At 66.9% G+C, this 22,841-nt stretch carries 22 protein-coding genes and 1 pseudogene; 19 read left to right on the top strand and 4 right to left on the bottom strand.

Features of this window, described 5'->3' with window-relative positions; all coding sequences use genetic code 11:
* The 10 genes from D9599_RS26760 to D9599_RS26715 all read left to right on the top strand — a co-directional run bounded on the left by D9599_RS26760 (nt 1) and on the right by D9599_RS26715 (nt 8,467).
* Nucleotides 1-711, top strand: a complete 711-nt coding sequence (locus tag D9599_RS26760; RefSeq protein WP_198384353.1) for a type IV secretion system protein — start codon at nt 1-3, stop codon at nt 709-711.
* Entirely contained in the window at nt 711-1,145 is a 435-nt protein-coding gene (locus tag D9599_RS26755; RefSeq protein WP_198384352.1) for a hypothetical protein, read from the top strand. Before D9599_RS26760 ends, D9599_RS26755 begins: the two co-directional genes overlap by 1 nt.
* Nucleotides 1,135-2,124, top strand: coding sequence for a type IV secretion system protein (locus tag D9599_RS26750; RefSeq protein ID WP_198384351.1), 990 nt, complete (start codon nt 1,135-1,137; stop codon nt 2,122-2,124). The genes D9599_RS26755 and D9599_RS26750 overlap by 11 nt, the downstream gene beginning before the upstream one ends.
* Before the next feature lie 46 nt (nt 2,125-2,170).
* Nucleotides 2,171-2,344 (top strand): hypothetical protein, encoded by a 174-nt coding sequence (locus D9599_RS26745; protein ID WP_198384350.1) that lies wholly within the window; start codon nt 2,171-2,173, stop codon nt 2,342-2,344.
* Entirely contained in the window at nt 2,341-3,141 is an 801-nt protein-coding gene (locus tag D9599_RS26740; RefSeq protein ID WP_198384349.1) for a VirB8/TrbF family protein, read from the top strand. Before D9599_RS26745 ends, D9599_RS26740 begins: the two co-directional genes overlap by 4 nt.
* Nucleotides 3,138-4,175 carry a TrbG/VirB9 family P-type conjugative transfer protein gene (locus D9599_RS26735; protein WP_198384348.1) on the top strand — a complete coding sequence of 346 codons (1,038 nt, stop codon included), beginning with the start codon at nt 3,138-3,140 and terminating at the stop codon, nt 4,173-4,175. The genes D9599_RS26740 and D9599_RS26735 overlap by 4 nt, the downstream gene beginning before the upstream one ends.
* Nucleotides 4,172-5,317 (top strand): TrbI/VirB10 family protein, encoded by a 1,146-nt coding sequence (locus tag D9599_RS32360; RefSeq protein WP_198384347.1) that lies wholly within the window; start codon nt 4,172-4,174, stop codon nt 5,315-5,317. Before D9599_RS26735 ends, D9599_RS32360 begins: the two co-directional genes overlap by 4 nt.
* A gap of 11 nt (nt 5,318-5,328) precedes the next feature.
* Nucleotides 5,329-5,487, top strand: coding sequence for a hypothetical protein (locus D9599_RS26725; RefSeq protein ID WP_198384346.1), 159 nt, complete (start codon nt 5,329-5,331; stop codon nt 5,485-5,487).
* Nucleotides 5,484-6,524 (top strand): P-type DNA transfer ATPase VirB11, encoded by a 1,041-nt coding sequence (virB11, locus tag D9599_RS26720; RefSeq protein ID WP_198384345.1) that lies wholly within the window; start codon nt 5,484-5,486, stop codon nt 6,522-6,524. Before D9599_RS26725 ends, virB11 begins: the two co-directional genes overlap by 4 nt.
* 110 nt (nt 6,525-6,634) lie before the next feature.
* Nucleotides 6,635-8,467: a type IV secretory system conjugative DNA transfer family protein gene (locus tag D9599_RS26715; protein ID WP_309228725.1), complete on the top strand. Its 1,833-nt coding sequence runs from the start codon at nt 6,635-6,637 to the stop codon at nt 8,465-8,467.
* A 302-nt stretch (nt 8,468-8,769) separates the two neighbouring features.
* Here the strand turns inward: D9599_RS26715 and D9599_RS26710 are convergent, their stop codons facing one another.
* The 3 genes from D9599_RS26710 to D9599_RS26700 form a co-directional block, all read right to left on the bottom strand.
* On the bottom strand, nt 8,770-10,935 hold the full coding sequence (locus tag D9599_RS26710; RefSeq protein ID WP_198384343.1) for a hypothetical protein: 2,166 nt from the start codon (nt 10,933-10,935) through the stop codon (nt 8,770-8,772).
* A gap of 62 nt (nt 10,936-10,997) precedes the next feature.
* A complete protein-coding gene (mobF, locus tag D9599_RS26705; RefSeq protein ID WP_198384342.1) occupies nt 10,998-15,641 on the bottom strand; it encodes a MobF family relaxase in 4,644 nt (1,547 codons plus the stop codon).
* Between the two features lie 12 nt (nt 15,642-15,653).
* Nucleotides 15,654-15,965: a hypothetical protein gene (locus tag D9599_RS26700; RefSeq protein ID WP_198384341.1), complete on the bottom strand. Its 312-nt coding sequence runs from the start codon at nt 15,963-15,965 to the stop codon at nt 15,654-15,656.
* Between the two features lie 356 nt (nt 15,966-16,321).
* Between D9599_RS26700 and D9599_RS26695 the strand changes: the two genes are divergently transcribed.
* The 8 genes from D9599_RS26695 (at nt 16,322) to D9599_RS26660 (ending at nt 21,602) form a co-directional block, all read left to right on the top strand.
* Nucleotides 16,322-16,810, top strand: coding sequence for a hypothetical protein (locus tag D9599_RS26695; protein ID WP_198384340.1), 489 nt, complete (start codon nt 16,322-16,324; stop codon nt 16,808-16,810).
* A 14-nt stretch (nt 16,811-16,824) separates the two neighbouring features.
* On the top strand, nt 16,825-17,742 hold the full coding sequence (locus D9599_RS26690) for a hypothetical protein (RefSeq protein ID WP_198384339.1): 918 nt from the start codon (nt 16,825-16,827) through the stop codon (nt 17,740-17,742).
* The gene (locus D9599_RS26685) at nt 17,739-18,338 is read left to right on the top strand and encodes a hypothetical protein (protein ID WP_198384338.1); all 600 of its coding nucleotides are present in this window, start codon (nt 17,739-17,741) and stop codon (nt 18,336-18,338) included. Before D9599_RS26690 ends, D9599_RS26685 begins: the two co-directional genes overlap by 4 nt.
* Nucleotides 18,339-18,928: 590 nt before the next feature.
* Entirely contained in the window at nt 18,929-19,804 is an 876-nt protein-coding gene (locus D9599_RS26680) for a DUF932 domain-containing protein (RefSeq protein ID WP_198384337.1), read from the top strand.
* A gap of 75 nt (nt 19,805-19,879) precedes the next feature.
* On the top strand, nt 19,880-20,149 hold the full coding sequence (locus D9599_RS26675) for a hypothetical protein (RefSeq protein WP_198384336.1): 270 nt from the start codon (nt 19,880-19,882) through the stop codon (nt 20,147-20,149).
* 153 nt (nt 20,150-20,302) lie between these two features.
* Entirely contained in the window at nt 20,303-20,647 is a 345-nt protein-coding gene (locus D9599_RS26670) for a helix-turn-helix transcriptional regulator (protein ID WP_198384335.1), read from the top strand.
* A gap of 271 nt (nt 20,648-20,918) precedes the next feature.
* A complete protein-coding gene (locus tag D9599_RS26665; protein WP_198384334.1) occupies nt 20,919-21,116 on the top strand; it encodes a hypothetical protein in 198 nt (65 codons plus the stop codon).
* Between the two features lie 138 nt (nt 21,117-21,254).
* Nucleotides 21,255-21,602, top strand: a complete 348-nt coding sequence (locus tag D9599_RS26660; protein ID WP_198384333.1) for an H-NS family nucleoid-associated regulatory protein — start codon at nt 21,255-21,257, stop codon at nt 21,600-21,602.
* A 356-nt stretch (nt 21,603-21,958) separates the two neighbouring features.
* On the opposite strand, the gene D9599_RS26655 is transcribed toward D9599_RS26660, so the two are convergent.
* Nucleotides 21,959-22,342 (bottom strand): NYN domain-containing protein, encoded by a 384-nt coding sequence (locus D9599_RS26655; protein ID WP_232480956.1) that lies wholly within the window; start codon nt 22,340-22,342, stop codon nt 21,959-21,961.
* A gap of 3 nt (nt 22,343-22,345) precedes the next feature.
* Between D9599_RS26655 and D9599_RS26650 the strand changes: the two are divergent.
* Nucleotides 22,346-22,841 (top strand): annotated as a pseudogene (locus tag D9599_RS26650) (helix-hairpin-helix domain-containing protein); the annotation flags it as partial.

Below are 22,841 nucleotides of genomic sequence, written 5' to 3'. Positions count from 1 at the left end.
ATGAAGCGCACCCTATTGGCGGGGGCGGCCATCGCCACCCTGGCCCTGACAGTGCCGGGAACGGCCTGGGCGCAGATCCCGGTGACGGACGCCCTCGCCAATGCGCAGGCGCAGATCACCAACTCCCAACTGTACCAGCAGGTGGCGCAGGCGGTCGCGACGGTGCGCCAGCTTGAGCAGCAGTATCAGCAGCTCCAGGCCACCTATAATGTGCTGGCCCACACCACCAGCGTTTCCACCTACGCGAGCCGCCTGGGCGGCGTGGCCAACGGCTTTGGCGCCAACCAGATCGGCGGGGCGATGACGGGCGTGGGGAGCCTGGCTGGCGCCGCCGATCAAGTGGCCAATATGCGCTTCTTCTCGTCCTCAGGAACGGACTTTTCGGCAACCGAGATGACACGGCGGGCGCAGCGCCTGGGCAACATCCAGGCTGCGGCCTTGCAGGGGATGCAGCAGTCGGAACAGCGCATCGCCGGCCTGCGCGAACTGATGGGCGAGATCGACGGGCAGCCAGACGTGCAGGCGTCGGCGGCGCTGAACAACCGTATTCAGGCCGAGCACGCGTTGCTCTCGGCGCAGCAGCAGCAGCTCGCGCAATTGCAGATGATGGCCGCCGTGCAGCAGCAGGGCGACGTGCTGCGTGCGGAGGAAGCGGCCCGGCAAAGCGCGGAGCAGTATCGGGACAGCCTCCAGCCCCTGGGGGACAACTGATGCGCGCCGTGGTGCTCGCGCTCGCCCTGGTGGCCGCGGGCGCCGCGCCCGTTCTCGCGCAGCGGTCGCGCGAGGAGGTCCGCGACGTACCCTGGTATCAGGCGCGGCCGCAGATCCTCGAAGAGACGCTACGGCGCTGCCACCGCGATGCCCGCCTGGCCGCGACCTGGGACTGCCAGAACGCCGAGGGAGCCGCCTCGTCGCGCCTGGGCCAGCCGCTCCCCAATACCCTGCCGCGTGCGGGTCAGGGCCGTCAGGCGCCGCCTGTGGATAGCAGCGGACTACCAGAGCCCGACTACAACCCGCGCACCAATCCTTTCGGTTTCGAGACTCTCCGCAATGCTTGCAGGGACCGGGGACCGGGAAGCTCCATCTTCCTGCGCGACTGCCACCAACTCGACCGCTACCCAGAGGCGCGCGACCGTGCCCGGTGAGTTCTTCCAAAACGTCGCAACGGCCTTTGATTCAAACCTGATTTCGGCCATCAACAACGTCATCAATAACGCCCTTACCTGGGCGCGTCCGCAGGTGCGGGCAGCGGCGACGCTGTTCATCCTGATTTCCGGCTGGCTCGTGCTGACCGGGCGCATGGACAAAAACGTGCTGGCCGGGCGTGTGCTGCGGATCATGGCCGTGGCGGCGCTCTTAACTTCGGCCGCCACGTTCAACACCTACGTCCGCGACCTGTTCTTGCAAGACATTCCTAATACGGTCGGCAGCGCTCTCACGGGTGGCACCACCTACGCGCCGGCCGCGCAGTTCGACGCGCTGTGGAACGCGACGCAGCGCATGGCAGCCACCGTGCTCGCGGAGGCCAACGGCTACACCCAGCTCGGCGAGCGCATTGTCATTCGCCTGTTCATGGGCCTCTCGTTCATTGCCCTCGTCATCATCTTTCTGATGTGGGTGATCGCCCGCGTTGTCATGGGCTTCGTGATTGCCCTTGGCCCATTCCTGATTGGCCTCGCGCTATTCGACGCCACGCGGCCCTTCGTGGACCGCTGGGTGGGCAAGCTCGTCTCGCTGACGCTCGTGCAGGTGAGCATCAGCGTCATGCTGCAAATGCTGATGACCGGCTTTAACAACTACGTTCGCGCCGCGCAGGGCAACATGGGCGCTGGTGTCGATGAGCGGATCGGCGCGCTGCTGCAACTCGCCGCCTGGTATTGGTGCGGCCTGCTGCTGATCGGCGCGCTAACGGGCGTGGCCTACTCCATCGGCGGCGGCCTGGCCGGCTCCTTCGCCCCGCACACGCAAGCCCTGGGCGAAGCCATCGACCGCGGCATGGCGTCGATGCAGCGCCGCTCCGACAAGAAGGCTGCCGCAGCCTCCCAGGGACGGCAGGAAGGATATCAGAGCCGCATGGCCACCGCCGTGGAAGCGACGGCCGCCAACACCGCGCCGAAGGGCTGATCCCGTGTGCGCCCCCTGCCCCCTCCTCCGTCACCGTGGAACACCGATGAAGCCCGCGCTGCTGCTCTCTCTGCTGGCCCTGGCCGCCTGTGCCGGCACCACCGAGGCCCCGGCCTGCCGCGGCGAGGTGTTCCAGCTCAATCCGACCCGGATGCTACCGCCGGCCAATCTCGCCGCCGCAGCCCCCGTGGTCGCCCCGGCCAGGAGTGTCGTGCGTTGAACGCCATCCTCCCGCCCGGCCACCCGGTGCCGCCCAACGCCTCGCCCGCGGGTTGCCCCTCCGACGCCGAAATGGCCGCCGCCGTGGTAATCCCGCGGGGCGAGCTGAACCGCCTCTACGCCGAGACGCAGGCCCGCCAGCTCCGCGACGCCCGCCGCGCCAAGCGCATCAGCACGGGAAAGACCTGGGCCATCGTCGGCCTGCTGGGGGTGGTCGGGATGCAGGCCCTCGCCGCCCTCCAGCTCTTTCCCCTGGTACGCGTGGTGCCCGTGGTGGCCATTCCGCAGCCGGACGGCAGCATGGCCACCGTGGTCCACGGCGACGCCCTGCCGGCGGCGGTACAGGAGCGCGCTGTGCGCGCCACCCTGTTCCAGTACGTCCGCCTCCGCGAAGGATGGTCCTCCGGTGAGGCGGGGTACGCCTACGACGTGGTGAGCCGCATGTCGGCGCCCGCCGTCCGCACCGCCTTTCAGGAGTGGTTCAACCTCGACAAAGCCCCCGGGCCGCAGGCCGTGTGGGGCACTCGCGCGACTGTCACCGTGGAACAGATCAGCGGCGCCCTGCTGCCGAACGACACGGCGCAGGCCGACGAAATCTATCAGCTCCGGTTCCGCCGCACCGAGCGCGCCGCCGGCCGCCCGCCGGTCGTGTCCACCTGGGTCACGACGCTGCGCTACCGCGCCGGCCAGAACATTGCCTTCACCGACGGGACGACGATCAACCCGCTGGGTGTCCTCGTGACCGAATACCGCCCGCCCGAGCGCGAGGGCGTGCCGATCATGGGAGAGGCCCGATGAACCGCACCCCCATTGCTCTGCGGCTGATCCTGGCCGCCTCCGTCGCCCTGCCGCTGGCCTGGGGTGCCCCAGCTGCCGCAGGCGAGACCCCTGTCCCGGCAGGGCGCGACCCCCGCGTGCGGGTGATCGCCTACGATCCGCAGCAGGTGGTCAAGCTCTACGCCGTGCCCGGCGCGACGCTCACCATCCAGCTCGCCCCCGGCGAGACGGTGGCCGGCCTGCCGGTGTCGGATCAGACCCTCCTGGACCCGCCCGAGCCCGCCGGCCTCGGCACCGGCCCGCTGGCCATGGCCGGCGGCCCCGCCCCCTCCGAGCGGGCCGGGGCTGGCCGCGGCGCCTCCACCGACCGGAACCTCTTCACCGCCGTCCGCGGCAACTTCGTCATGCTCAAGCCCCTGCGGGACTTGGCCCCGCAGCCGCTTTTCATCATCGGCCGCAGCACCGACCCGGCCACCGGGCGGGAAGTGATGCGCGCCTACACCTTCGAGCTGTCCACCCGCGAGGGGCCGCTGACCGCGGAGGCCCCGGACACCTACTACCTCGTGCGCTTTACCTACCCGTTCGAGGAGCGCGCCGCCGCGGCGGCCGCGGCCGAGGCACAGCGGCAGGCCAACGCCGCCTCCGCCGCGACCCGCCGCAAGGAGCGGGAGGATCGCCGGGCGCGCGAGCGCCTGGTCCTCGCCGGCACCAACGCCGCAACGTATGGCGCCATGAACTGGAACTACGACGGCCAGGGCGACCGCGAGCTGGCACCAGCCGAGGTGTGGGACGACGGGCAATCCACCTTCCTACGCTTCCCGGGCAATCGCCGGGTGCCCGCAATCTTCTCTGTGCTCGCGGACGGGCGTGAGGCGGCGGTGAACTACTCGGCCAACACCTCGGGCCTCATCACCATCCACCAGACCAACAGCACCTTCCGCCTACGGGACGGCAGCCTGGTGCTGTGCATATTCAATCGGGCGCACGATGCCACCGGCCGTAATCCCGGTACCGGCACCACCAGCCCCGACGTGGTGCGGGAGATCAGGCGGTGAGCAGCGTCCTGGAAGAGGGCGCCGCCGCCGCCAACGACCCCGTCTCGCCCGTGGGCGGCGGCCGGCGGCTGCTGACGGGTCGGGAGAAGGTGCTGATCGGCGTCGGCATCTTCGCGGCCTGCGGCCTGGTCGCGATGTGGCCCTCCTCGCGCCCGGTCCCGGAGCGCGAGCGCCAGCAGCCGATGACCGAGGCAGGCCGCTCCCTGCCCTACCGGCCAATACCCGAGCCGGCTGCCCCCCCGGCGCCGCCTCCCGTGCTCGCGGCCATGCCGATCCCGGCCACTCCGGTCGCCCTGGGGATGCCGATGCCGAACGCGCGCAGCGCCGTGGCCTTCGGGGGCGGCGGGCGCCAAGCCCCCAATCCCACCCCGATCATGAGCTACGAGGACCGCGCTGCCCCGCCGGCCGCGCAGCCCGTGGCAGATGGCCCGGACAGGCCCCGTGCCGCCCGGGCCGGGGCGCCTGCTACAGTCCCCAACGGCACGGCCGACCCCGACGACGCGCTGTCCTCGCGCCTGCGGCCCTCCCGCATCGCCGCAGCGCGCGCGACCGTGCTGCGGAACCCCGAGCTGACCGTGCCGATGGGCGCCCGCATCGCTTGCATCCCGGAGATGCCGATCGACAGCACCGTCGCCGGCTTCTTCTCCTGCATCACTCCTGTGGATGTGCGGGGATCCACCGGGACCGTCGTGCTGATGGAGCGCGGGACACGCATCGTGGGCGAGGTCCGTTCCGGCCTGGCCCGCGGCTCCCGCCGCCTCTTCGTGGTAATGACTCAGGCCCTGACGCCCGGCGGCGTGCAGATGGAGCTGAACAGCCCCGGCGCCGATGTCATGGGCCAGGCCGGGCTGGACGGCGAGGTCGACAGCCACTTCTTCGAGCGGTTCCGCGGGGCCATGCTGCTCGCCTTCCTCGACACTGGTTTGCAGGCCGCGGCCACCGTCGCCAGCAACGCGCTCAACAACGGAAGCGGCGTCACCTTCAACCAATTCCAGTCGGGCGGGCAGCGCGCCACCAGCCAAGCGCTGGAAGCGGACATCAACATCCCCTCCACCCTGCGCCGGAACCAGGGGGAACCGATGACCGTGTTCGTCGCGAGGAACCTGGATTTCTCAGACGTGTACCGGCTCGTCAGCCGGTGAGGGGCTCAGGGGTGCAACTCGCCCTCGGCTTGACTGCCGCGACGCCTGCCGGGAGCGGGGATACGGCAGGACAGGCGAAGCGCCTGCCCGGCTCTTCCGCGGAGGACGCCCCTACCATCCACGATCCGGCGCAGCTCTGGTTCGCCTTCGTGCGGGAGGCCAGCCGATGATGCACGCCGCGGCGCAATTGGACTTCGCCCTCACTCCCATAGCCGGAGCCCTGGCCGACCCACGTACCGAGGAGCTGTGCGTGAACCGCCCTGGCGAGTTCTGGCTGCGCCAGGGCGGGCGCTTCGAGCGGCACGCCGCTCCAGAGCTGGACTTCGACATGCTGGAGGGGGTGGCAATCCTGGCAGGCGCCCTGCGAAACCAGAACGTCGGCGCCGAGCACCCGCTGTGCTCCACCGACCTGCCCACCGGCCATCGCCTGCAGGTCGTGCTGCCGCCCGCCGTGCCGCCCGGCACCGTCTCCCTCACCTTTCGCCGGCCGAGCGATACCGTAGCCGACCTGTCCGACTTGGCTGGTCGCTACGACACCTCCCGCTGGAACCGTTGGGACCGTCGCCGCGAGCAGCGCCAGGCCGACAGCGCCGGCCTCTTGGAGCTGTTCGACGCGGGCGACGCCGTCGCGTTCTTCCGCGGCTTGGTCCGCGCCCGGCGCAACATCCTGTTCTGCGGCGCCACGGGGGGCGGCAAAACCACGCTGAGCAAAACCCTCACATCCGAGATCCCGCGCACCGAACGCATCCTAACCATTGAGGACGCGCTTGAGCTGGTGGTGCCGCACGGCAACTCCGTCCGCCTGCTCTATTCCAAAGGCGGGCTGACCATGGGCGGCGTTACCGCCGACGCCCTGCTACAGGCCACCCTGCGGATGCGCCCCGACCGCGTCCTGCTGCAGGAGCTGCGTGACGACGCGGCCTGGGTCTACCTGAACGAGGTAATGACCGGGCACCCTGGCAGCCTCACCACGATCCACGGCGCAGACGCGCCGCAGGCCATGCGCCGGCTGTTCAATTTGGTGAAGGGTACCCCACAGGGTGCCACTTACGGCGACGATACCCTGGCGGCGATGATCGGCAGCGCCGTGGACGCCATCGTGCCCCTGCACAACGACGCCGGCACCTACTCCATTCGCGAGGTCTGGTTCGCCGACGACGCCGCCCGCCGCGGCGAGGCCGCCGCCGACCTACTGCGCGCCGCCTAGCGCTGGACCGTCCTGCGGGCGCCCTGCGCCGGACTAGAAGGGAGATATACGATGGACGCTGTACGTCTTTCGTCTGACTGTCCAGCGTCAGAATGTCTGAGGTCGGCGCGGTGAGCGACCGCCGCCTCCCGTCCCCCAGCCGCTTGGTGGCCTGGGGCCTGCTGCTGGCCATCCTCGCCCTGCTCTGGACCGCCGCGGCTTCGGCTGTGTTCCTGTGGGGCACCGGCCTGGTCCGCTACTTTCCCTTCCAGGGCGTCACCTGGATCGGCCAGTGGTGGAGCTATGCCCTCTATGCCCCGCCTAACCCGATCGTCGGCCGCTGGTTGATAATTGGCGCCGGCGTGCCCTCTGCCTTCCTCGGTCTGGTCATTCACCGCCTGGTGCAGCTTCGCAGCGGGCGCATCACCAAGCCCGGGCAGGTCGTGCGCGGTAGCACCGACAACCACGGGCACGCCGAGTGGATGAGCATGAAGGAGGCCCGCGACCGCTTCCCTGGCCCGCATCCCGACTTCGGCGGGGTGGTCGTGGGCGAGGCCTACCGGGTGGATCAGGACAAGGTGGCCAAATTGGCCTTTGACCCGGAGAGGCGCGAGACCTGGGGCCAGGGCGGCAAGGCCGCGCTGCTGGTGGACCCCTGCAAGATCGGCCCGACGCATAGCCTGGTGTTCGCCGGCTCCGGCGGCTTCAAGACGGTTTCCGCCGCCTCCACTCTGGTCCATTGGACCGGCGCCGCAGTCGTGCTCGATCCCTCCCGCGAGCTGGGGCCAATGCTCGCCGCGGCCCGCGTTGCCATTGGGCACAAGGTCGTCTCCCTGGAACCCGGCACGCCGGGCGGGATCAACGTCCTCGACTGGATCGACGTGACCCACCCCCTCGCGGAAACCAACGTTCACGCCGTGGTGGGCTGGATTTTCGGAGAGGCCGAGGGCGGCAGCTCCGACGCCGACAAGTTCTTCCGTAACTGGGGCAAGCAGCTCGTCGCCTGCCTGCTCGCCCACATGCTGTGGGACGACACCATGCCCACGGCGGCGAAGACCCTCCGCACGCTCCGCGCCGGCATCGTTACCCCCGAGGACCAGATGCGCGACGTGCTGGAGGGCATCCACGCCGGGTCGAACAGCCCCATGGCCCGCGACATTGCCGGCACCATCAAGAAAATCGTCCCCGAGACCTTCTCGGGCATCTATGGCAACGCCACCGGCGACACCGCCTGGCTCTCGGTCGCGGCCTACGCCGATCTCGTGTCGGGCGGCGCCGAGGGCACGGATCCATCCTGCTGCACTGCCGAGCTGACAAAGGGCGAGCTAACGGTATTCCTGCAGATCCCCCTCAAAGTGTTGCGCGACACCCCCGCGGTCGGCCGTGTGCTCGTCGGTGCGCTGCTGAACGCGCTCTACGAGGCGGACGGCGACGTGCGCGGCCGGGTGCTGTTCATGCTCGATGAGGTCCGCCGCCTGGGGCCGATGAAGATCCTGGAGGTCGCCCGCGACGCCGGCCGTAAATACGGAATCACCCTGCAACTGCTCTATCAGGCCGAGGATCAGCTCGTGGAGCAATGGGGCCGCCAGGGTCGCAACGCCTGGTTCGATAGCGTGAGCTGGCGCATGTATGCGGCCGTCCAGAACACCGACACAGCGAAGTCGGTATCGGATGCGGCTGGCGGCCATTCCGTCATGGCCGAGAGCGAGGGCAGCAATACCGGAAATCAAGGCAAGCCCCTGGAAGCCGGGTCACGCTCCAAGGGCAGCAGCATGAACCGGCACGAGATGGCCCGCGCGCTGATCCGGCCGGACGAATTGATGCAGGACGTGCGAGGCGACGAGGCTTTCGTGTTCGCCCGCGGCTCCAAGCCGCTGCGTTGCGGGCGCGCGATCTACTTCCGTCGCGCCGAGCTGCACGCGGCGATCGAGGCCAGCCGCTTCCACAAACAAGCGGCCGAGTAGGAGGGCAGAATGTCCCACCCCAAGGGTTCCCACCAATCCCGCGATACCGCACCGCGTCGGGCGGAAGCATCCGCTGCGGTCGGCGCTAGCTCGCTAAAGCCAACGCAGGGGCAAGCCTCGACAGCGACGCAATACTGGCAGGGAGTGGCCGCTGCTGGTCGAGCAGTGAAGCCACCTACCGCGCCGTCGACAGAGGCTGCCGCATCCAAGCGTCAACGCAGCGTGCGTGCTTAGACAGACTTACCGGCTGTTTTCTGCCAAAATAGCCGCCCCAACACTCAGCAGGAAAAAGCATGCCGGCTTTACGCGAGTTCAGCAACCTCTCTATATAACTTTCTTAGGTGTTCATCCGACATATCAAGAATTGGCTCATACATAAAGGAGTTTAGATGAATGTTCTCAGGGGTCATAAGCACTACCTTGTCTATCACATGAATCGTAGCGGGATCGATGCTTCCAAGTTTTTTGAGCAGCCTCAATAGTGCTGGCGTCTGATTTGTCTTGATCGCAGCAACCTGAGCAGGATTTGCCAGCTTCTCAATCATATATTTTTCCGCCCTTAAACGCACGGCAATGGATAAAACAATTTTGTTTTCAAAATTTATTCCTTCGCTGTCATCCAAACACAACTCTGCTTCCTCTTGAATCAACTCGTGCACAAGCTTCATGGGGTCAGGCATTGCGCCTCCGCTTCCGAAGATCGTGCGGTAAACACTTAGAAGTTCATTCTGAGTGATAAGGGACGAATCTTCTTTCCAGTGCAGCAGAGATGTAAGTTTTGCGAATTCCACATTATCTTCTCCCTTTGTGAACTCAATCAAGTTTCTGAGGAAAGGGATTGAAGCTATTCGCTTTCTGGAATTGCTGAAGAAATTTGGCTTCCAGTCATTAATAAACACGTTCTTTATGCCAGCTGCTTGGTTGAGCACCAATCCGGAGCTGCTCTTAGTCGCCATTAGACAGCATTGATAGCCAACTACCTGTCGGCTGTTGATCGTTCTAAAAAAGTCAAAATTATGCGTCAGGATTATTTGCTTGAAATCGTCGCCCTCTGAGAGTTCTTTCAAATATTGTATGATGGCATATTTATTCTTGTAGTCGAAAGAATCTGCAATATCGTCGACGATTAGGACGATCTCTTGGTTGGATCCTCGCCTCACCTCGATTTCAAATATAATGTTAAGGATATAGAGTGCCTTCTTTTCGCCCGTGCTAAGAGCCTCTAGCAATTCTTCCCTGTTAATAGTTGCTACTTCATCGCCGTCGGTGAAGATGAATCCCAAGCTCATAATGGGTTCAGCCCCAAGTATGACCTGAACTTTGTTTTTCACGTCTAGCTTGAAAGGAACAAAGAACCTGCTATTGAATATATCTATTACTTCCTGCCACTTTGTGCGCTCCACTTCTGCCTGAAGCTCTATTTCAGCCTTTCTGGCTGCGACGTCTTTGTATTTCTGCATCAACTCGTCATAAAGCTCCTTGTGGTGAAAGATGTATGACTTCCATACCTCCTCCCTGAAGCTCTCGACATTACTTAAGGCAGGCAAAATTTCTTCGTGGCGCTCCAAATACGCCTGGAATTTCCTTACTGCTTGATTTTTCTCAAGCATTTTCTCCATTTCTTTGAAATTTTTGCGCAAGACTTCGTCGCTAGTTATGGCCCTCTTTTCGTCCTCAATCACCTTCTCTAGTTCTTTTTCATTGTTGATTTCGAATTTAGCGCCAGATATTAAGTTCAGAGTGTGCTTCGCTTTAAAGAAGCCATGATCAGCCAATGTTTTTGCGATGGTAGCGGCATTATAGTAACTGAAAGTGCCTTGTTTGAAATATGTCGATTTGGCCAGAAGCTCATTGTATCTTTTAATGTATTCTGCGATTGAGCCCTTTACCTTGGCACTGTTGAGTAGTTCGACGACTTTATCGTCAAAGACAGTGTCATATTCCAAATCCGCAAAAGGAGCCGCCTTTTGCTCCAAAATTTCCTGGCTTATGCGAGTTAGAGCAACGGAAAATCTGTCATTTGCCTTAGTGAAAGTTGATGATATCTCCTTCTCCACATCAACCTTAGTTTTTGCTTGAGCCTTTATGGCAGTCAGAAACTTTTCTTTGCATGCGGTTACCGCGATATGGAGTTCTTCGTACTCCTTCCGCAATTCAGCATTCACGAGCAACGTTGACGTTTTTTCCGAATGGCCCAGCACTTCGTCGTATGGCCTAATAACCAGTACTCTGTTTGCCTCCAAGTCCTTGCCCGACCCCGTGTGAACAACCCTCTTTGATACTCTATTAACAAATATTCGGTCGCGAGACTCCTTGCCGTCGGCGATATCCTGGAACGTTCTAGCCATGGAGGATTTCATGGCTCCATTAGGAGCATATATCGCATAGGCGTTATTCTTGTCGAAGTCGAAAACAGCCTCAAGTTTCTTGATGCCGTAACAGTTTTCTAGCTTCACATCTAATTTCACTGGCCTATTTCCTTTAAATTCAACTTTTTAGAAAAAAACTTTTCAGCTTGAAAAGTCTATATTCAACGCATCCTTTTTCCGGACATGTTGGTGACGTCTACTTTCTTGTGGTGAGGTGCAAATTGTTCCGAATCGGTTCGAAGCAGCTGTTCTTTCTGATACTGATTCAGCGCATCATACATTGCCATAGCAACTGGCTCGCGCCCTTGCCGTCGCGCTAGGTCGTTCCAATCACTACCTCGGTCATCGACTGGGAAGGACGGCACGGCAGCGATGCCCCCCACAGCAACAGCGGCGGCCTCGGCCTTCTCCTTTCCCACATTCGGCAGCGGTACCGCTCGTTTGGGCAGGTGGTGGTCGTTGTCGCCCGCAATGACGATGGGCCGCGACGGATCGGCGGCCCGGTACGCCTTCGCGACGGCCTCCAAGTTCCCGGCATTGAAGGCGACAGCTACCGGCAGGCCCGTCGCCTCGTGCAGCGTCGCCCCCGTGGCGTAGCCCTCGGCCACCAGCAGCGGCACGCCCGGCCTCGGCCGCCCGCCGATCAATGCGTGCCCGCCCTCGGTCCTGGCGCCTTTCAGGAACAGCTTGGACCCGTCCACGTCCACCCGCTGCACGCCCCAGAGCCGCCCGTCCGTTCCCTGCACCGGCACCAGCAGCCGGCCACGCCAGTCCTGCCGCAGCCCGTGCGCCCGCACCCCCTTGGCAGCGAGATAGGGGTGCGAGGTCGCCGGCGCCGCCGCCGCCCATAGCCGGTGCGCCATCCTCGCTGCCCGCTCCTGGGTGTCGTGGCGCTCCCGCGCCCGCTCGGCGGACCTGGCCGCGGCCTCGGCCGCGAACGCCCGCTCGGCCGGCGCAATCTGCGCCACGGGCCGCTCGGCCTTCCAGCGGATCTCGGTCCCGGTCTTGTGGTTGCGGATGTAGCCCGCCGGCCAGCCATCGAGGTGCCCGACGTAGGTTCCCGACTTTTGCCCCTTCCGGTCACCCTCCACGGGAACCCGGTGCATCTTTCCGTCCATCTCCACCAGCCCGGCCACGCGCAGCCCGGCCTGGTGCAGGGCCACGGTGAAGTCCGCCGCGGCGTCGGCCTCGGTGAAGCGCGGCGCCGCGCGCCGCACCGGAGCTGCGGCAGCTCGGGGAGAAGGCGGGGGGATAACCGGGGACGGTGCTGGGATCGCCTGAGCAGGCGTCTCGGGGCCTGTGGGAGCCTGCGCCCTGTCGCGCCCCAGGCGAGGCTCCTGGGCCGCCTGGGTCGGCTTCTGGCCCCTGCCTTGCCCCATCCCCGCCAGCACCGCCCCGCGCTCGTCCAGGGCCAGCGCCAGACGATCCACGACCGCAGCTACGGCGCCCTCCTCGCGCTTCCGCTGCGCCGCCCGCCGCACGCTCGGCCGCGGTGCTCCCTTCGCTCCCGCCGCGGTGCGCCGCCAGTAACCCGCCGCGTCCACAGGCTGCGCCGGGCTGGCCTGCTTCGGGCGTGGCGCCCGGTGCCGTTCGGCCGCCGCTCGGCTCTGTGCCTGATTGTACCGCGCGCGGTCGCGTACGGCCCTGGCCTCGCCCTCGACCGGCCGCCGGTCCCCCTGCCCGCTGTCCTGCAGAACGGTCCCGCCGGCTCGCCGCAGCCGCTCGGCCAGTTCGCGCACCGCCTGCCAGCGAGCATCGAGCGCCTGCCGCAGCCGCTCCAATGCCTGCCCCACCGCCCGGACATCGCGTCTGTCCCGGAGCTGCGCCCCCAGCGTCGTCCGCGGTTCGCCGGCCGCCTCCCGTGCCTCGACCGTGCGGAACCCGGCCTGCATGGCGTGTGCGGCGGTGCGGCCGATATCTCGAGCGCGGTCCATAAAATCGAGCGCCGACGCCTTTGCCGGCTGCCGCGACAGGTTCCGCGCCACGTTCTCCCACACGGCGCCCGCACCCACCGGCCGGGCGTCCCCCAAGGCGCGGCGCACCATCACCTCGCGCCGCTCGGCCCCGTCCGACGTGATGAGGAAGGCGGAATCCTTGTGCCGGCTCTCGGCCGTGTAGCCCTTGAAGCCCTGCACCCCCGCCGATCCCGCCGGCATGGCGTTGATGTGCTCGCGGCTGGTGATGCCCTGCGCCGCGTCGATAGTCAGCACGTCGCCGGGCGCCAGGCGCGTGCGCCCGTTCTTCTTGTCGGCCAGGCTGTCCCAGGACACCGCGCCGTCGCGGCCCCCGGCCGTCCGCAGCACGATCCCCTCCGCGTTCACGTTGCGGACCTCAAGGACGCTGCCGTTGTTGCCGATGTTGCCCCGGCCGCCGTCAAGGAAACGGGCGTTGAGGCGGTCGAACAGCCGCACCCGGTCGCCCGGTGCTAGGGTGAGATTGTAGGCGGCGCCGGCCTGGTCGGTCGCGCGCACGCTGAACACGTCCGCCCCCAGCTCGCCCATCGCCCGGCGTTCCTCGCGCAACACCAAGGCCACGGCGCGGGCGTCCGCGTTCGTCGGTGCTGTGACGCTGATGCTGAACCCGGCATCCCCGGCGTTCGCCTCGCGCCGCTGCCGCCACAGCTCGGCCACCCGGCGCACGGCGTCGTCGTAGCCGCCCGGCACCGCCTCGGCCGTGCCGTCCGCGCGCTTCATGGCCAGCGCCTCGGCCGCCTTGCCGTCGCGGAACAGCCCGGCGATCTCGCGCTCGCGCTCCGTGCGCTGCCGGCGCGTGATCAGGATTTCCGGCACCGCCTCCGGTCCCAGTGCCCGGCGCATCAGGTTGACCACCGGCCCGGCCTCGATGCCCTGGCATTGCTTGTCGTCGCCCACGGCGACGATGCGGAACCCGTGCTGCTCGCGCAGCCGCAGCAGCTCCAACATCTGCCGGGCGCCCACCTGCCCCAGCTCGTCCACCACCACCACCGTCCGCGGCCCGACCGAGATGCGGCCAGCCCGGACCCCGTGCAGGAAGCCGGTCAACGCGGCGGCGCTGCCCACGCCGGCCTCCTTCAGCGGCTCGGCCTGGCGCCAGGCAATGGCCACGCCCACCACGTTGTCCCCCTGGGCCTTCCAGGCATCCACCAGCGGGCGCAGCAGGGCGGTCTTGCCCGATCCCGCGACTCCCACCGCCACGCTCACAGCGCCGCCCGTGCCAAGGCGCAGCATCGCCGCGTGCTGGGCCTTCCCGTGCTCGTCACCGAAGTCCAAGCCGCTGCGCTCGACCGCGGCGGCCAGGGCGGCGGGGGACAGGGCGCGACTGCGGTCCGCCGCGGCGGCCTTGGCCAGCGCCACGGCCTCGCCCTCCTGGGCGACGTGCAGCGCCGTCGTCACCTTCACCTCGTCGCGCTCGCCGTCGCGACCCCAAACCAGCCCCGTGAGCTGGCCATCCTGGCGCACGCCGCGCTCGCGCATGGCCCGTGTCAGGGCGTCCACATCCGCACGGCCACCGTCCGCCCCCGGCGTCATGCCGGCGGCGATCAGGGCTCGGGCCGCCGTGGCGCGCAGGTCCGCCCCGTTGAGCACGGAAGCGCGGGAGAACTCGGCTTCGAGGAAGGGCAAAGCCGCCTCGTAGCCGGCTTCCAGGCGGGCCGCCCGGCTCCTCCCCCGCGGCGCCTCGGCGCCCTGGCGCTTTGGCGCCACGACCCCACGGTGCTGCCAGCCAATGGCCGCGGCTTGGCCGCGCCAGGCTGCGAAGTCGCTGAGGTCGTCCGCCTTGCTCTTGCGGGCCGCCTTCGTGCCGCCCTTGAGGAAGTCCACCTGCATGTCCGGCGTCATGGCGTCCCAATCGAGACCACGCTTCGCCGCTTCCTCGCGCGCCGCTTCGGTGCCGTCGCGGGTGCGCTTGCTAAACGCCTCGCAGACCGCCTCCGGTACTGCCGGTAGGCGAGCCATGCCGGTGCGTTCCTCCAGCTCCACCGCTACCCCGACGCGCCGCAGGTTCGCCGCGATCTGCGCCTGGTAGAAGGCGCCGAACTCGTGGATGCGCGTCCGGGTCGGGCTGAGGTCCAGGGCGCCGAGGTGTCCGCCGTCTGTCAGGACCAGGTTGGGCACGGCGCAATGGGTGTGGAGCTGCGGGTCCCCTGCCCCCGAGGGATCGCGCTCCATGCGAAGGGTGAAGAACTCGGTGCGGTCCTCGCCCGTCCTCTGGTCGGTGACGACCACGCTCGCGGTCGGGCGAGCGGTGAAGTGCTCGAAGCCGATCCACGCGATGTGCCCGGCCTCGGTGCCCCCGCTGCCGGCCTTGCCGCGGCGGACTTGGCCGATATCCCGGGCGACGTAGCGCAGCGAGGCGTCAACCGCGTCCCGGTGCGCCTGCAAAATGGTCGCCCGCTCTGCCTCGGTTGGGGCGAAGGCCCACGCCAGGCTGACGCTCTTGGGTGCCGAGAAACAGAGGTCGATGTAGCTGACGCTGCGCGTGGTTGCGGCCTCGTTCGTCGCCAGGTCGCCGCCGTCTGCGCGTCGACCGGCGAGGATCTGACTGACCTGCTCCACGGTCGGGATGCCGTGCGGGTCGATCCCCAGCGCCGACGCCAGGCCGGGATGCATGTCCCGCCGCGGCTGCGGCCGGGTGCCCCGGTTCGGCGCCTCCGGTCCTGCCTCGCCGTCCGGTCCCGGCCCGGCACCCAGCTCGGCCGCCCGGTTCCGGGTGTAGTAGTCCCCCATCGCCACGGCCTCGGGCGAGAGGGTTTCTTCCATCAGGTGATCGGCCATCGCCCGCGCACCGCCAGGGGTGACGGTGGCCGCGCCTTTACGGAAGGTCAGCACCGGCCGGGCCTGCTACTGCCGCGACGGCGGCCCCGGCCGCCGGCCGGCGTGGTCCTCGTCGTCCTGCGCGTCATCCACCGGCCCACCGCTGGCCGCGGCCTCAATGCGGTGCAGGATTCCAGTCTGCTCGTCGAGGCGTTCCACGATCTGCGTCAGCAGTCCCGGCAGCGGGCTCTCGCCGGCTTCCTCGGTCGCCGCCTCAAGGATGGCTTGCAGCATTTCGGTTTGGGTGGCCTGCGTCTCCACCATCATCCGCAACCCTTGGGTCAGCGTCTCAACGGTCTCCCGGAGGCGAGCCAGCTCGGTGTTGATGGCGTCTGACATGGCGGCTTCCTCGGCGTCGGGTAGTCGGGCGCCAATGAACCATTCTCGCAGGGGATGAGGCCAGCACCTTCTAGGGTGCATTGGTCTGTAGTAAATTTCTCTATCCCCCTCCTCCCCTCCGTTGTGTCCTACTTATCTCTTCGTGGTGCCTTTCCTGTCCCTGTAATGGGCATTTTTGTCTGTCTCTGCCTGCTCGTGTTTCTTTGAAGTGTCTCAAACGTCTCTAAAATGGGTCTTAACTGTTTCTTCGAAGTCTCTGTGTTGTTCCTTAACTGTGTCTTAAGAAGAATACTAGCTTGCGCTCGCCCATGCTCCTGGGCCAAGATTCAAGCCCGTTGCAACCACGGATGACCGGCTTGGCGGAACCTTCCACCCCACCCGCGACCACGACGGCGCAGGAAGCATTCAGCCAGCTCTCGGGCCGCTCCCCCCTGCTCGGCTGGATGCGCCAGCACCACGCGCTGATCACCGAGCGGATGAACACGGTCCGGCCGAGTTGGGACAGCATTGCCCGGACCCTGGCCGGGCTGGGCATCCGCGATGCCAACGGTGAACCGCCAAAGACGGAAGCGGTACGACGGGCCTACCACCGCGTCACAGGGGCCCTGAACGCCAAGGGACTGCGGCGGCGACGGTCCAAAGCGGAGATCGCCGTGGCGAAGGCCGGGACGGCCCGCTCGCCCGCTACCGCTTCCACGGCCGCCCCGACGCCTCCCCCACCCGTCGCGCCTCCTGCCACCGCCGTGGCCCCACCTCACCCATCAGCTCGCCCGACCTTTGATCCGACCGAAGGCGCCTTCGATCTGAAACCACCGCCCCGGTTCAAGCCGGCGTCCCTGAAATGACCAGAGCACCAGCCATGAAGAACACCTCGACCGCAGCACCCCAGCCCGATCCCTCCCCCGCGCCCGGCCCTCGTCTGTTCGGTCGCGCCCGTTCCATCGAAGGCGAGCGGGAAATCCCGGTGGGACCGGCCACCCGCCCCCACAACGACGCCACGGCGGCCCTGTCGACCATCCCGGCCGTGGACCTCGGGAACGGTCCCAAGGCCCTGTTCGTCATGGGGCCGGGCCGCAGCGGCAAGACCACGCTGCTGCGCTACATCCTGGAGGAGGCCCGCCTCGGGCAGCCGACCCCCATCGCCGCAGCGCTCGATCCGCAGAACCGGTCGCTGGCCACCTTCGTCAACAACGTGGCGCAGCCCAACACGACCGATCCCGTGGGCGTCGCCCGCTGGGCGGAAGAACTGCTCGGCTTCGTCATGGCCGAAAAGCAGAGCGCCCTGCTCGACATGGGTGGCGGCGACCTCAGCATGGGCAAGCTGCTGGAGGACCTTCCCGACTTGGCCGGCAGCCTGGAAGAGGCCGGTGTGCATCCAGTCGCGATCTATACCCTTTCCCCACGCGTTGACGATCTGAGCGTGCTGGCCGGCTACGAGGCGCAAGGGTTTAAGCCCAAGGCGACGGCGCTGATCCTCAATGCAGGACTGGCTGATGCCACCATGCCGCGCGAGGACGCCTTCGCCCGCGTGCTGCGGCACAGCGCCTTCCGGGCCGCCGTGGAGCGCGGGGCGGTGCCGATCTGGATGCCACGGCTGGACGCAGGCGTTGCGGCCGAGATCGAGGGCAAGCGGCTCCGCTTCGGCCAAGCCCGCGACGGCCAGGCTCCGGCCGACCAGCCCGGCGCCATCCTTGGCCCGTTCGACCGCTCCCGTGTTCGCAAATGGATGGCAGACATGGCCGCAGCCCTGGTGCCGATCCAGTCCTGGATACCTTGAGCACGACGACCGCGGCGGCGCCCTCCGACCCGCGCGCGGCGATCGGCCGTGCGCGGGCCGATCTGCGCCTCGCGGCTTCAAAGGCGCAACTGGAAGGCGACCCGCTCGGCCCGGTTCTCGAAGCCTTCGGAGCCAGCCTCGGCGCCATGAGCGAGGTACTGGACCACGCGGAGGCTAGCCGGCAGCCGATGGACGCTTCAGCGCGGGCCGAGATGACGCGCCAGCTCGTGCAGGCGTGCCGGGCCGACTTCGTGCGCCAGGCCGGTGTGCAGTCCCGCCGGGCGGCAATGCTGTCCGGCGTAGGCGCCGCAGCGCTGCTGCTCGGAGCCCTCGGCGGCGGCTACCTGTGGGGAAGATCCACGGAGACCGCGGAAATGCGCGAGGCCACGGGAATTATCCGCTCCGCGCTGTCGGACGGCTCGGCCTCTGCACGGGCCTGGGCCGACGCCATCCGCCGCAACGACCTCGTGGGCCTTCTGGCGCGCTGCGAAGGGCGCGCCGTGTGGGCGGACGCCGCCGGCCGCCGGGCTTGCGCCGTGCCGCTGTGGCTGGACGACGCGCCGCGCCCGTCGGCGCCGACTGGACCACGCTCGTGATGGAGCCGCGCCCGCAAGAGTCCACACGCATCGTGGCAACGTGGTTCCGCGGTTCCTTGCCTGCTACCGGCCGCTGCGAGGCACCTTGTTGGTGTTTAGTAGGGGTTACCATTGAAGTTTTAACGTTTGTATCCTAACGGGTTGGGCTTCTCGGAAGGATCTCCCTATGCCCCGCCCCGTCGCGTCTAGTCCGCACGCCGCGGATGAAGCTCCGCCGGCCAAGCGCCGGCCCGGCCGTCCCTCACCGGGCGACACCGTGCAAGTCACGCTCCGCATCCCTCGCAGCCAACTCGCGCAACTTGTGGAGGAAGGCGCCAGGCGCACGGCCACAGCCGGCCGCACCGTCACGCCGCAAGCCGTCATCATGGAGCTTGTCGAAGCCAGGTTCCCCCACAAGCCGGCCCGGTGATTGAGTGCGAGCGATCGCGCCGGCGGCGTTAGCGGCTCGGCGCCGCCTCGCCTAAACCTCTCGCTCTCCTGTCCTTTTTATCATTTTAAACGTTTAAACTGTTGACGCCATGCAGGAGGGGGCTTAATGTCCCTTTCAGCCGAGACGCAATGCTTCGGTGGCTAGAGCAAAGGCGCTCCCCATGACGTTCTTCCGTTCCTCTCGTTCCTTTCCCTCCACCCGCGCCGCGATGGGCGCCGCCCCGCTGTTGGACAGCGAGCTGATGCAGCTCGCCCCATCGGCCTTCGCGACCGAAGCTCATTCCTCCCGCTCCGCGCGCTATGCCTACATCCCGACCGCGGACGTGATCGCGGGTCTGCGGCGGGAGGGCTTCGTGCCCGTGCTGGCACGGCAGACGCGCCCGCGCGATGCTGACCGCAACGGTCACACAAAGCACCTGATCCGCTTCCGTCACGAGGCGCAGGCTAACCAGCCGCGCCGCGTTGGCATGACCTTCCCCGAGGTCGTGCTCATCAACTCCCACGACGGGACCAGCGCCTACCACGTCAGTGCGGGCGTGTTCCGCCTCGCCTGTCTGAACGGGATGGTGGTTTCCGACGGGCCGGAGCGCTCCGTGAAGGTGCCGCACAAGGGCGACGTGGTGCGGCAGGTGATCGAAGGCAGCTACGAAGTCCTCGGCGCCTCTCGCCAGGCTATCGAGGCGGCGGACGCTTGGACCGATGTGACGCTGAACCGCGAGGAGCAAACCATCCTTGCGGAGGCGGCTCGCGTGATCCGCTTCGGGGATGAGGCAGGCAACGTGACCACCCCGATCCAGGCCGACCAGTTCTTACGCGCCCGCCGGGCCGCGGACACCTCGGACGATCTGTGGACCACCTTCAACCGAGTGCAGGAGAACACCATCCGCGGCGGGCTCCAGGCCTGGGGTCGCGACGCCAACAACCGCCCGCGCCGGGTCAGCTCGCGCGAGGTCACGGGCATTGACCAGGATGTAAAACTCAACCGGGCACTGTGGATGCTGGGCGAGCGCATGGCGGCTCTCAAGGGCGCTGCCTGACGAGGCCGGGGCGGGGAGCAGTCCCCGCCTCTCCTTCCCTCCCTTGCCTCTCCACCACCTTGAAGGCTCCGCACCATGGAATACCACGCCCTACCCATCCTGGGACTTCCGCTCGTGCTCAGCGATGACGCCGGCAACAGCTTGGCGCTCGGCACCAGCTCCGAGGATCCCGCTTATCTTCTCGCTGTGATCGAGGACGCCGCTGGCCGTGCCTTCATCCGCAACCTGATCGACAGCGACAGCGAGGCGCTGCTGCTGGTTCTATTGAGCGAGCGCGCTACCGCACGTGCCGCCGCGGCGATCCCGCCCTATAGGGCCGCGCCGGACACCGGGGCCATGCCGTAAGCCTTTACAGGTGGAGGGGGCGGGCTTTGGGCCTCCCCCTCTGTTCCCTTCGCACTTTGCCGCTGGCCACCTCCGGGCGGCCATCTGCGTTGCGCCGGATGACGGCGCGGGGCAGGTTCCGCTCGCATGTCTCCAGATCGATTTAACGAGTGCTTGGACCTGATCGGCTGGACCCGGCGCGGCGCGGCCCGCCGGCTCGGCTGCGATCCCGGCGCCGTGCGCCAGATGGCCAATGGACGCCGGCCCATCCACCCGGACTTCGGCGCGTGGCTGGAGAGACTGGCCGCCGTTCATGCGCCGCTGTCGCCTGAGCTGCGCCAATTTGCGGAAAGCATGGGTTGCGACCGCGGAGAATGGGTGCGCTACCCGCGAGGCATCCGGCCGCTGTCGGATGAAGAAGCTGCCGCGCTGCGCCGGGTCGCGGACGCGCACGCCGCGGCACCGAAGCCACCCGGCTGGGTGACGCAGCAGGGGAAGAAAGAGGGTGACGGCACCTAAAACCTCACCAGCAACGCGGCCGGCCGGCCGGGCGCTACGCTTCCGCCGCTCCGGCCAGCACTGCTGGCCTGCCGTTGTGCCGCTTCTCAGCCATGACGTACTAGCCTGGCGCCACCTATGGCCAGCGCGCCGGTACCTTCCTCTCCAATACCGGCCTCGTGCAGGTCGCCTCCCCGGCCGACCTCGATACCGCCACCTAGCTCTCCCGCATCCTCGGCGACGAGACCGTCGCCTACGCGCCCGACAGCCAGTCCAACGGCGCCCCAGCTCCATGTTCTCCGGCGGCCAAGCCAGCGAGACCAGCGGCAGCGGCACCCACCTCGCCGCCCCCGCCCTCGTCACCCATGACGAGGCCATGCGCATGCGGCCTGACCTGCAGCTCCTGCTCCGCTCCGATAAGCGGTCCCTTCTCGCCCGCAAGCTCCGGCATTTCGCCGATTATGAGTTCAGTGGAATGGCTGATCAGTAGTCGTCGCTTGGATTAGATAATCCTGAAATCATCCAGATGAAATCATCCCTTACCATTCTACTGAGAAAATAGATAGGGAAGGGGTACCGAAAACCCAAGGCTATGTTATAGCAACGCCCATAAGGGAGTTAGCTAACCATGGCTAAGTCGTCGATCGATCTTGATAACCTTTCGGCTGAGGAGTTGACCCAGCTCATTCAGCAGGCCGAAGCCAAGCGGGATGAGAAGCAGGAGGGGGCCAGGGCCGCGCTGATCGAGGAGATGACCGCCAGGGCTGCCGCTCTCGGCATGAGCCTGGACGCGCTGATCGGCAAGCAGGGCGCACCCCGCACCAACATCCGTAAGGTGCGCGGTGATACTGGCAAGTCCATTGCGGCTAAGTTCCGCAGCCCGGATGGCGAGACCTGGAGCGGGCGTGGCCGGATGCCGAAGTGGCTCACCCGGGCGACAGCCGAGGGCAAGACCAAGGAAGACTTCGCGGTCTGACCACTGCACCGTGCTGGTCCCTTTGCTTGGCCCGCCCGGTGCGCCTTCCTTTTTGGTGGGATTTAGGCGCAGCAATCTTGTAATCAGCGCGCATGGATAATGCTGTTAATGTTGGAACGCGCGTGTCGTCCAAACGGGACTGGTATCTTCGTATCGAGCGGAGCGGGCTGCCGGCGGCTCCCTGGGTCTGGCGGATCTGCTCAGACGAGGATGAGGTGATGCATGAGGCCCGGCAGGGCTGTTCGTCTGCTGAAGATGCCATGAAGATCGGCGAGGTGTTCCTCCAGGGTGCCCGCTCAGGTAGGCTCGTCTCGGCGTACCGGCGCGCTCAAGGCAAGAAGGGTGCCCCGCTCGCCTCAGCCAAGCGCTAGATCGGCGATGAGGGCGTCCAGCGCGTGAAAGGCCGTCGCGGCCTCCCGCAACTCCCGGTTGGCATGGGCCCAGTACAGCACCGTCACCGCGAAGCCGTCGGCCACCAGCTGCTCCACCGCCGGCGTGTAGTCGCCGTCGCCCGCCACCAGGGTGATGCGATCCCGCCGGGGATCGCCGAAGCGGTAGGCATCCCGGCACAGGCGAGTGACTAAGCCGGTGTCGACGCGCTTCTCCCTGCTCGTGAAGCCCCGCTCCACCGTGACCACCTCAAAGCCCGCCGCGGCAGCATGACGCCAGAGGCCTTCGTTGATGCCGGTGACGCTGCCGAACACCACCCCCCTCGTGGGGCCCTCCTCCCGTTGAAGCAAGGCGGCATGATCCGCGGCATCGGCCTAGCTTATGCCAGGAAGCTGGTGCGCGCGTTCGGCGAGGCAGTCTTCGACCTGATCGAGGCCGAGCCCGGGCGACTGCGCGAGGTCACCGGCATCGGCCCCAAGCGGGCGTCGCGCATCGTCGCCGGCTGGGCCGAGCAGAAGGTCATCCGCGAGATCATGCTCTTCCTCCATGCCCACGGGGTGGGCACCTCGCGGGCGGTTCGGATCTACAAGACCTATGGCGGCAGCGCCGTGGGGGTGATCACCGAGAACCCCTACCGGCTCGCCCGTGACATCCGCGGCATCGGCTTTCGCACCGCCGACCTCGTGGCCCAGCGCCTCGGCATCGAGCGCACGGCGATGGTCCGGGTCCGCGCCGGCATCTCCTTCGCCCTCGCCGAGGCCACCGGCGAGGGCCACTGCGGCCTGCCGCTGGAGGCGCTGACCGCCCAGACCGCCGCCCTGATCGAGGTGCCCCCTCCCCTCATCGAGA

Source organism: Roseomonas sp. KE2513 (genome assembly GCF_016107305.1).
In the GTDB taxonomy this organism is placed as follows: domain Bacteria; phylum Pseudomonadota; class Alphaproteobacteria; order Acetobacterales; family Acetobacteraceae; genus Roseomonas.
Note: the sequence above shows the minus strand (reverse complement) of the source record. Positions and strands in the feature narration are given on the sequence as shown.

Coding starts and splice junctions, on each gene's coding strand:
- D9599_RS26760 (WP_198384353.1), top strand. CDS start 1: ATGAAGCGCACCCTATTGGCGGGGGCGGCCATCGCCACCCTGGCCCTG.
- D9599_RS26755 (WP_198384352.1), top strand. CDS start 711: ATGCGCGCCGTGGTGCTCGCGCTCGCCCTGGTGGCCGCGGGCGCCGCG.
- D9599_RS26745 (WP_198384350.1), top strand. CDS start 2,171: ATGAAGCCCGCGCTGCTGCTCTCTCTGCTGGCCCTGGCCGCCTGTGCC.
- D9599_RS26735 (WP_198384348.1), top strand. CDS start 3,138: ATGAACCGCACCCCCATTGCTCTGCGGCTGATCCTGGCCGCCTCCGTC.
- virB11 (WP_198384345.1), top strand. CDS start 5,484: ATGATGCACGCCGCGGCGCAATTGGACTTCGCCCTCACTCCCATAGCC.
- D9599_RS26700 (WP_198384341.1), bottom strand. CDS start 15,965: ATGTCAGACGCCATCAACACCGAGCTGGCTCGCCTCCGGGAGACCGTT.
- D9599_RS26690 (WP_198384339.1), top strand. CDS start 16,825: ATGAAGAACACCTCGACCGCAGCACCCCAGCCCGATCCCTCCCCCGCG.
- D9599_RS26680 (WP_198384337.1), top strand. CDS start 18,929: ATGACGTTCTTCCGTTCCTCTCGTTCCTTTCCCTCCACCCGCGCCGCG.
- D9599_RS26675 (WP_198384336.1), top strand. CDS start 19,880: ATGGAATACCACGCCCTACCCATCCTGGGACTTCCGCTCGTGCTCAGC.
- D9599_RS26665 (WP_198384334.1), top strand. CDS start 20,919: ATGTTCTCCGGCGGCCAAGCCAGCGAGACCAGCGGCAGCGGCACCCAC.
- D9599_RS26660 (WP_198384333.1), top strand. CDS start 21,255: ATGGCTAAGTCGTCGATCGATCTTGATAACCTTTCGGCTGAGGAGTTG.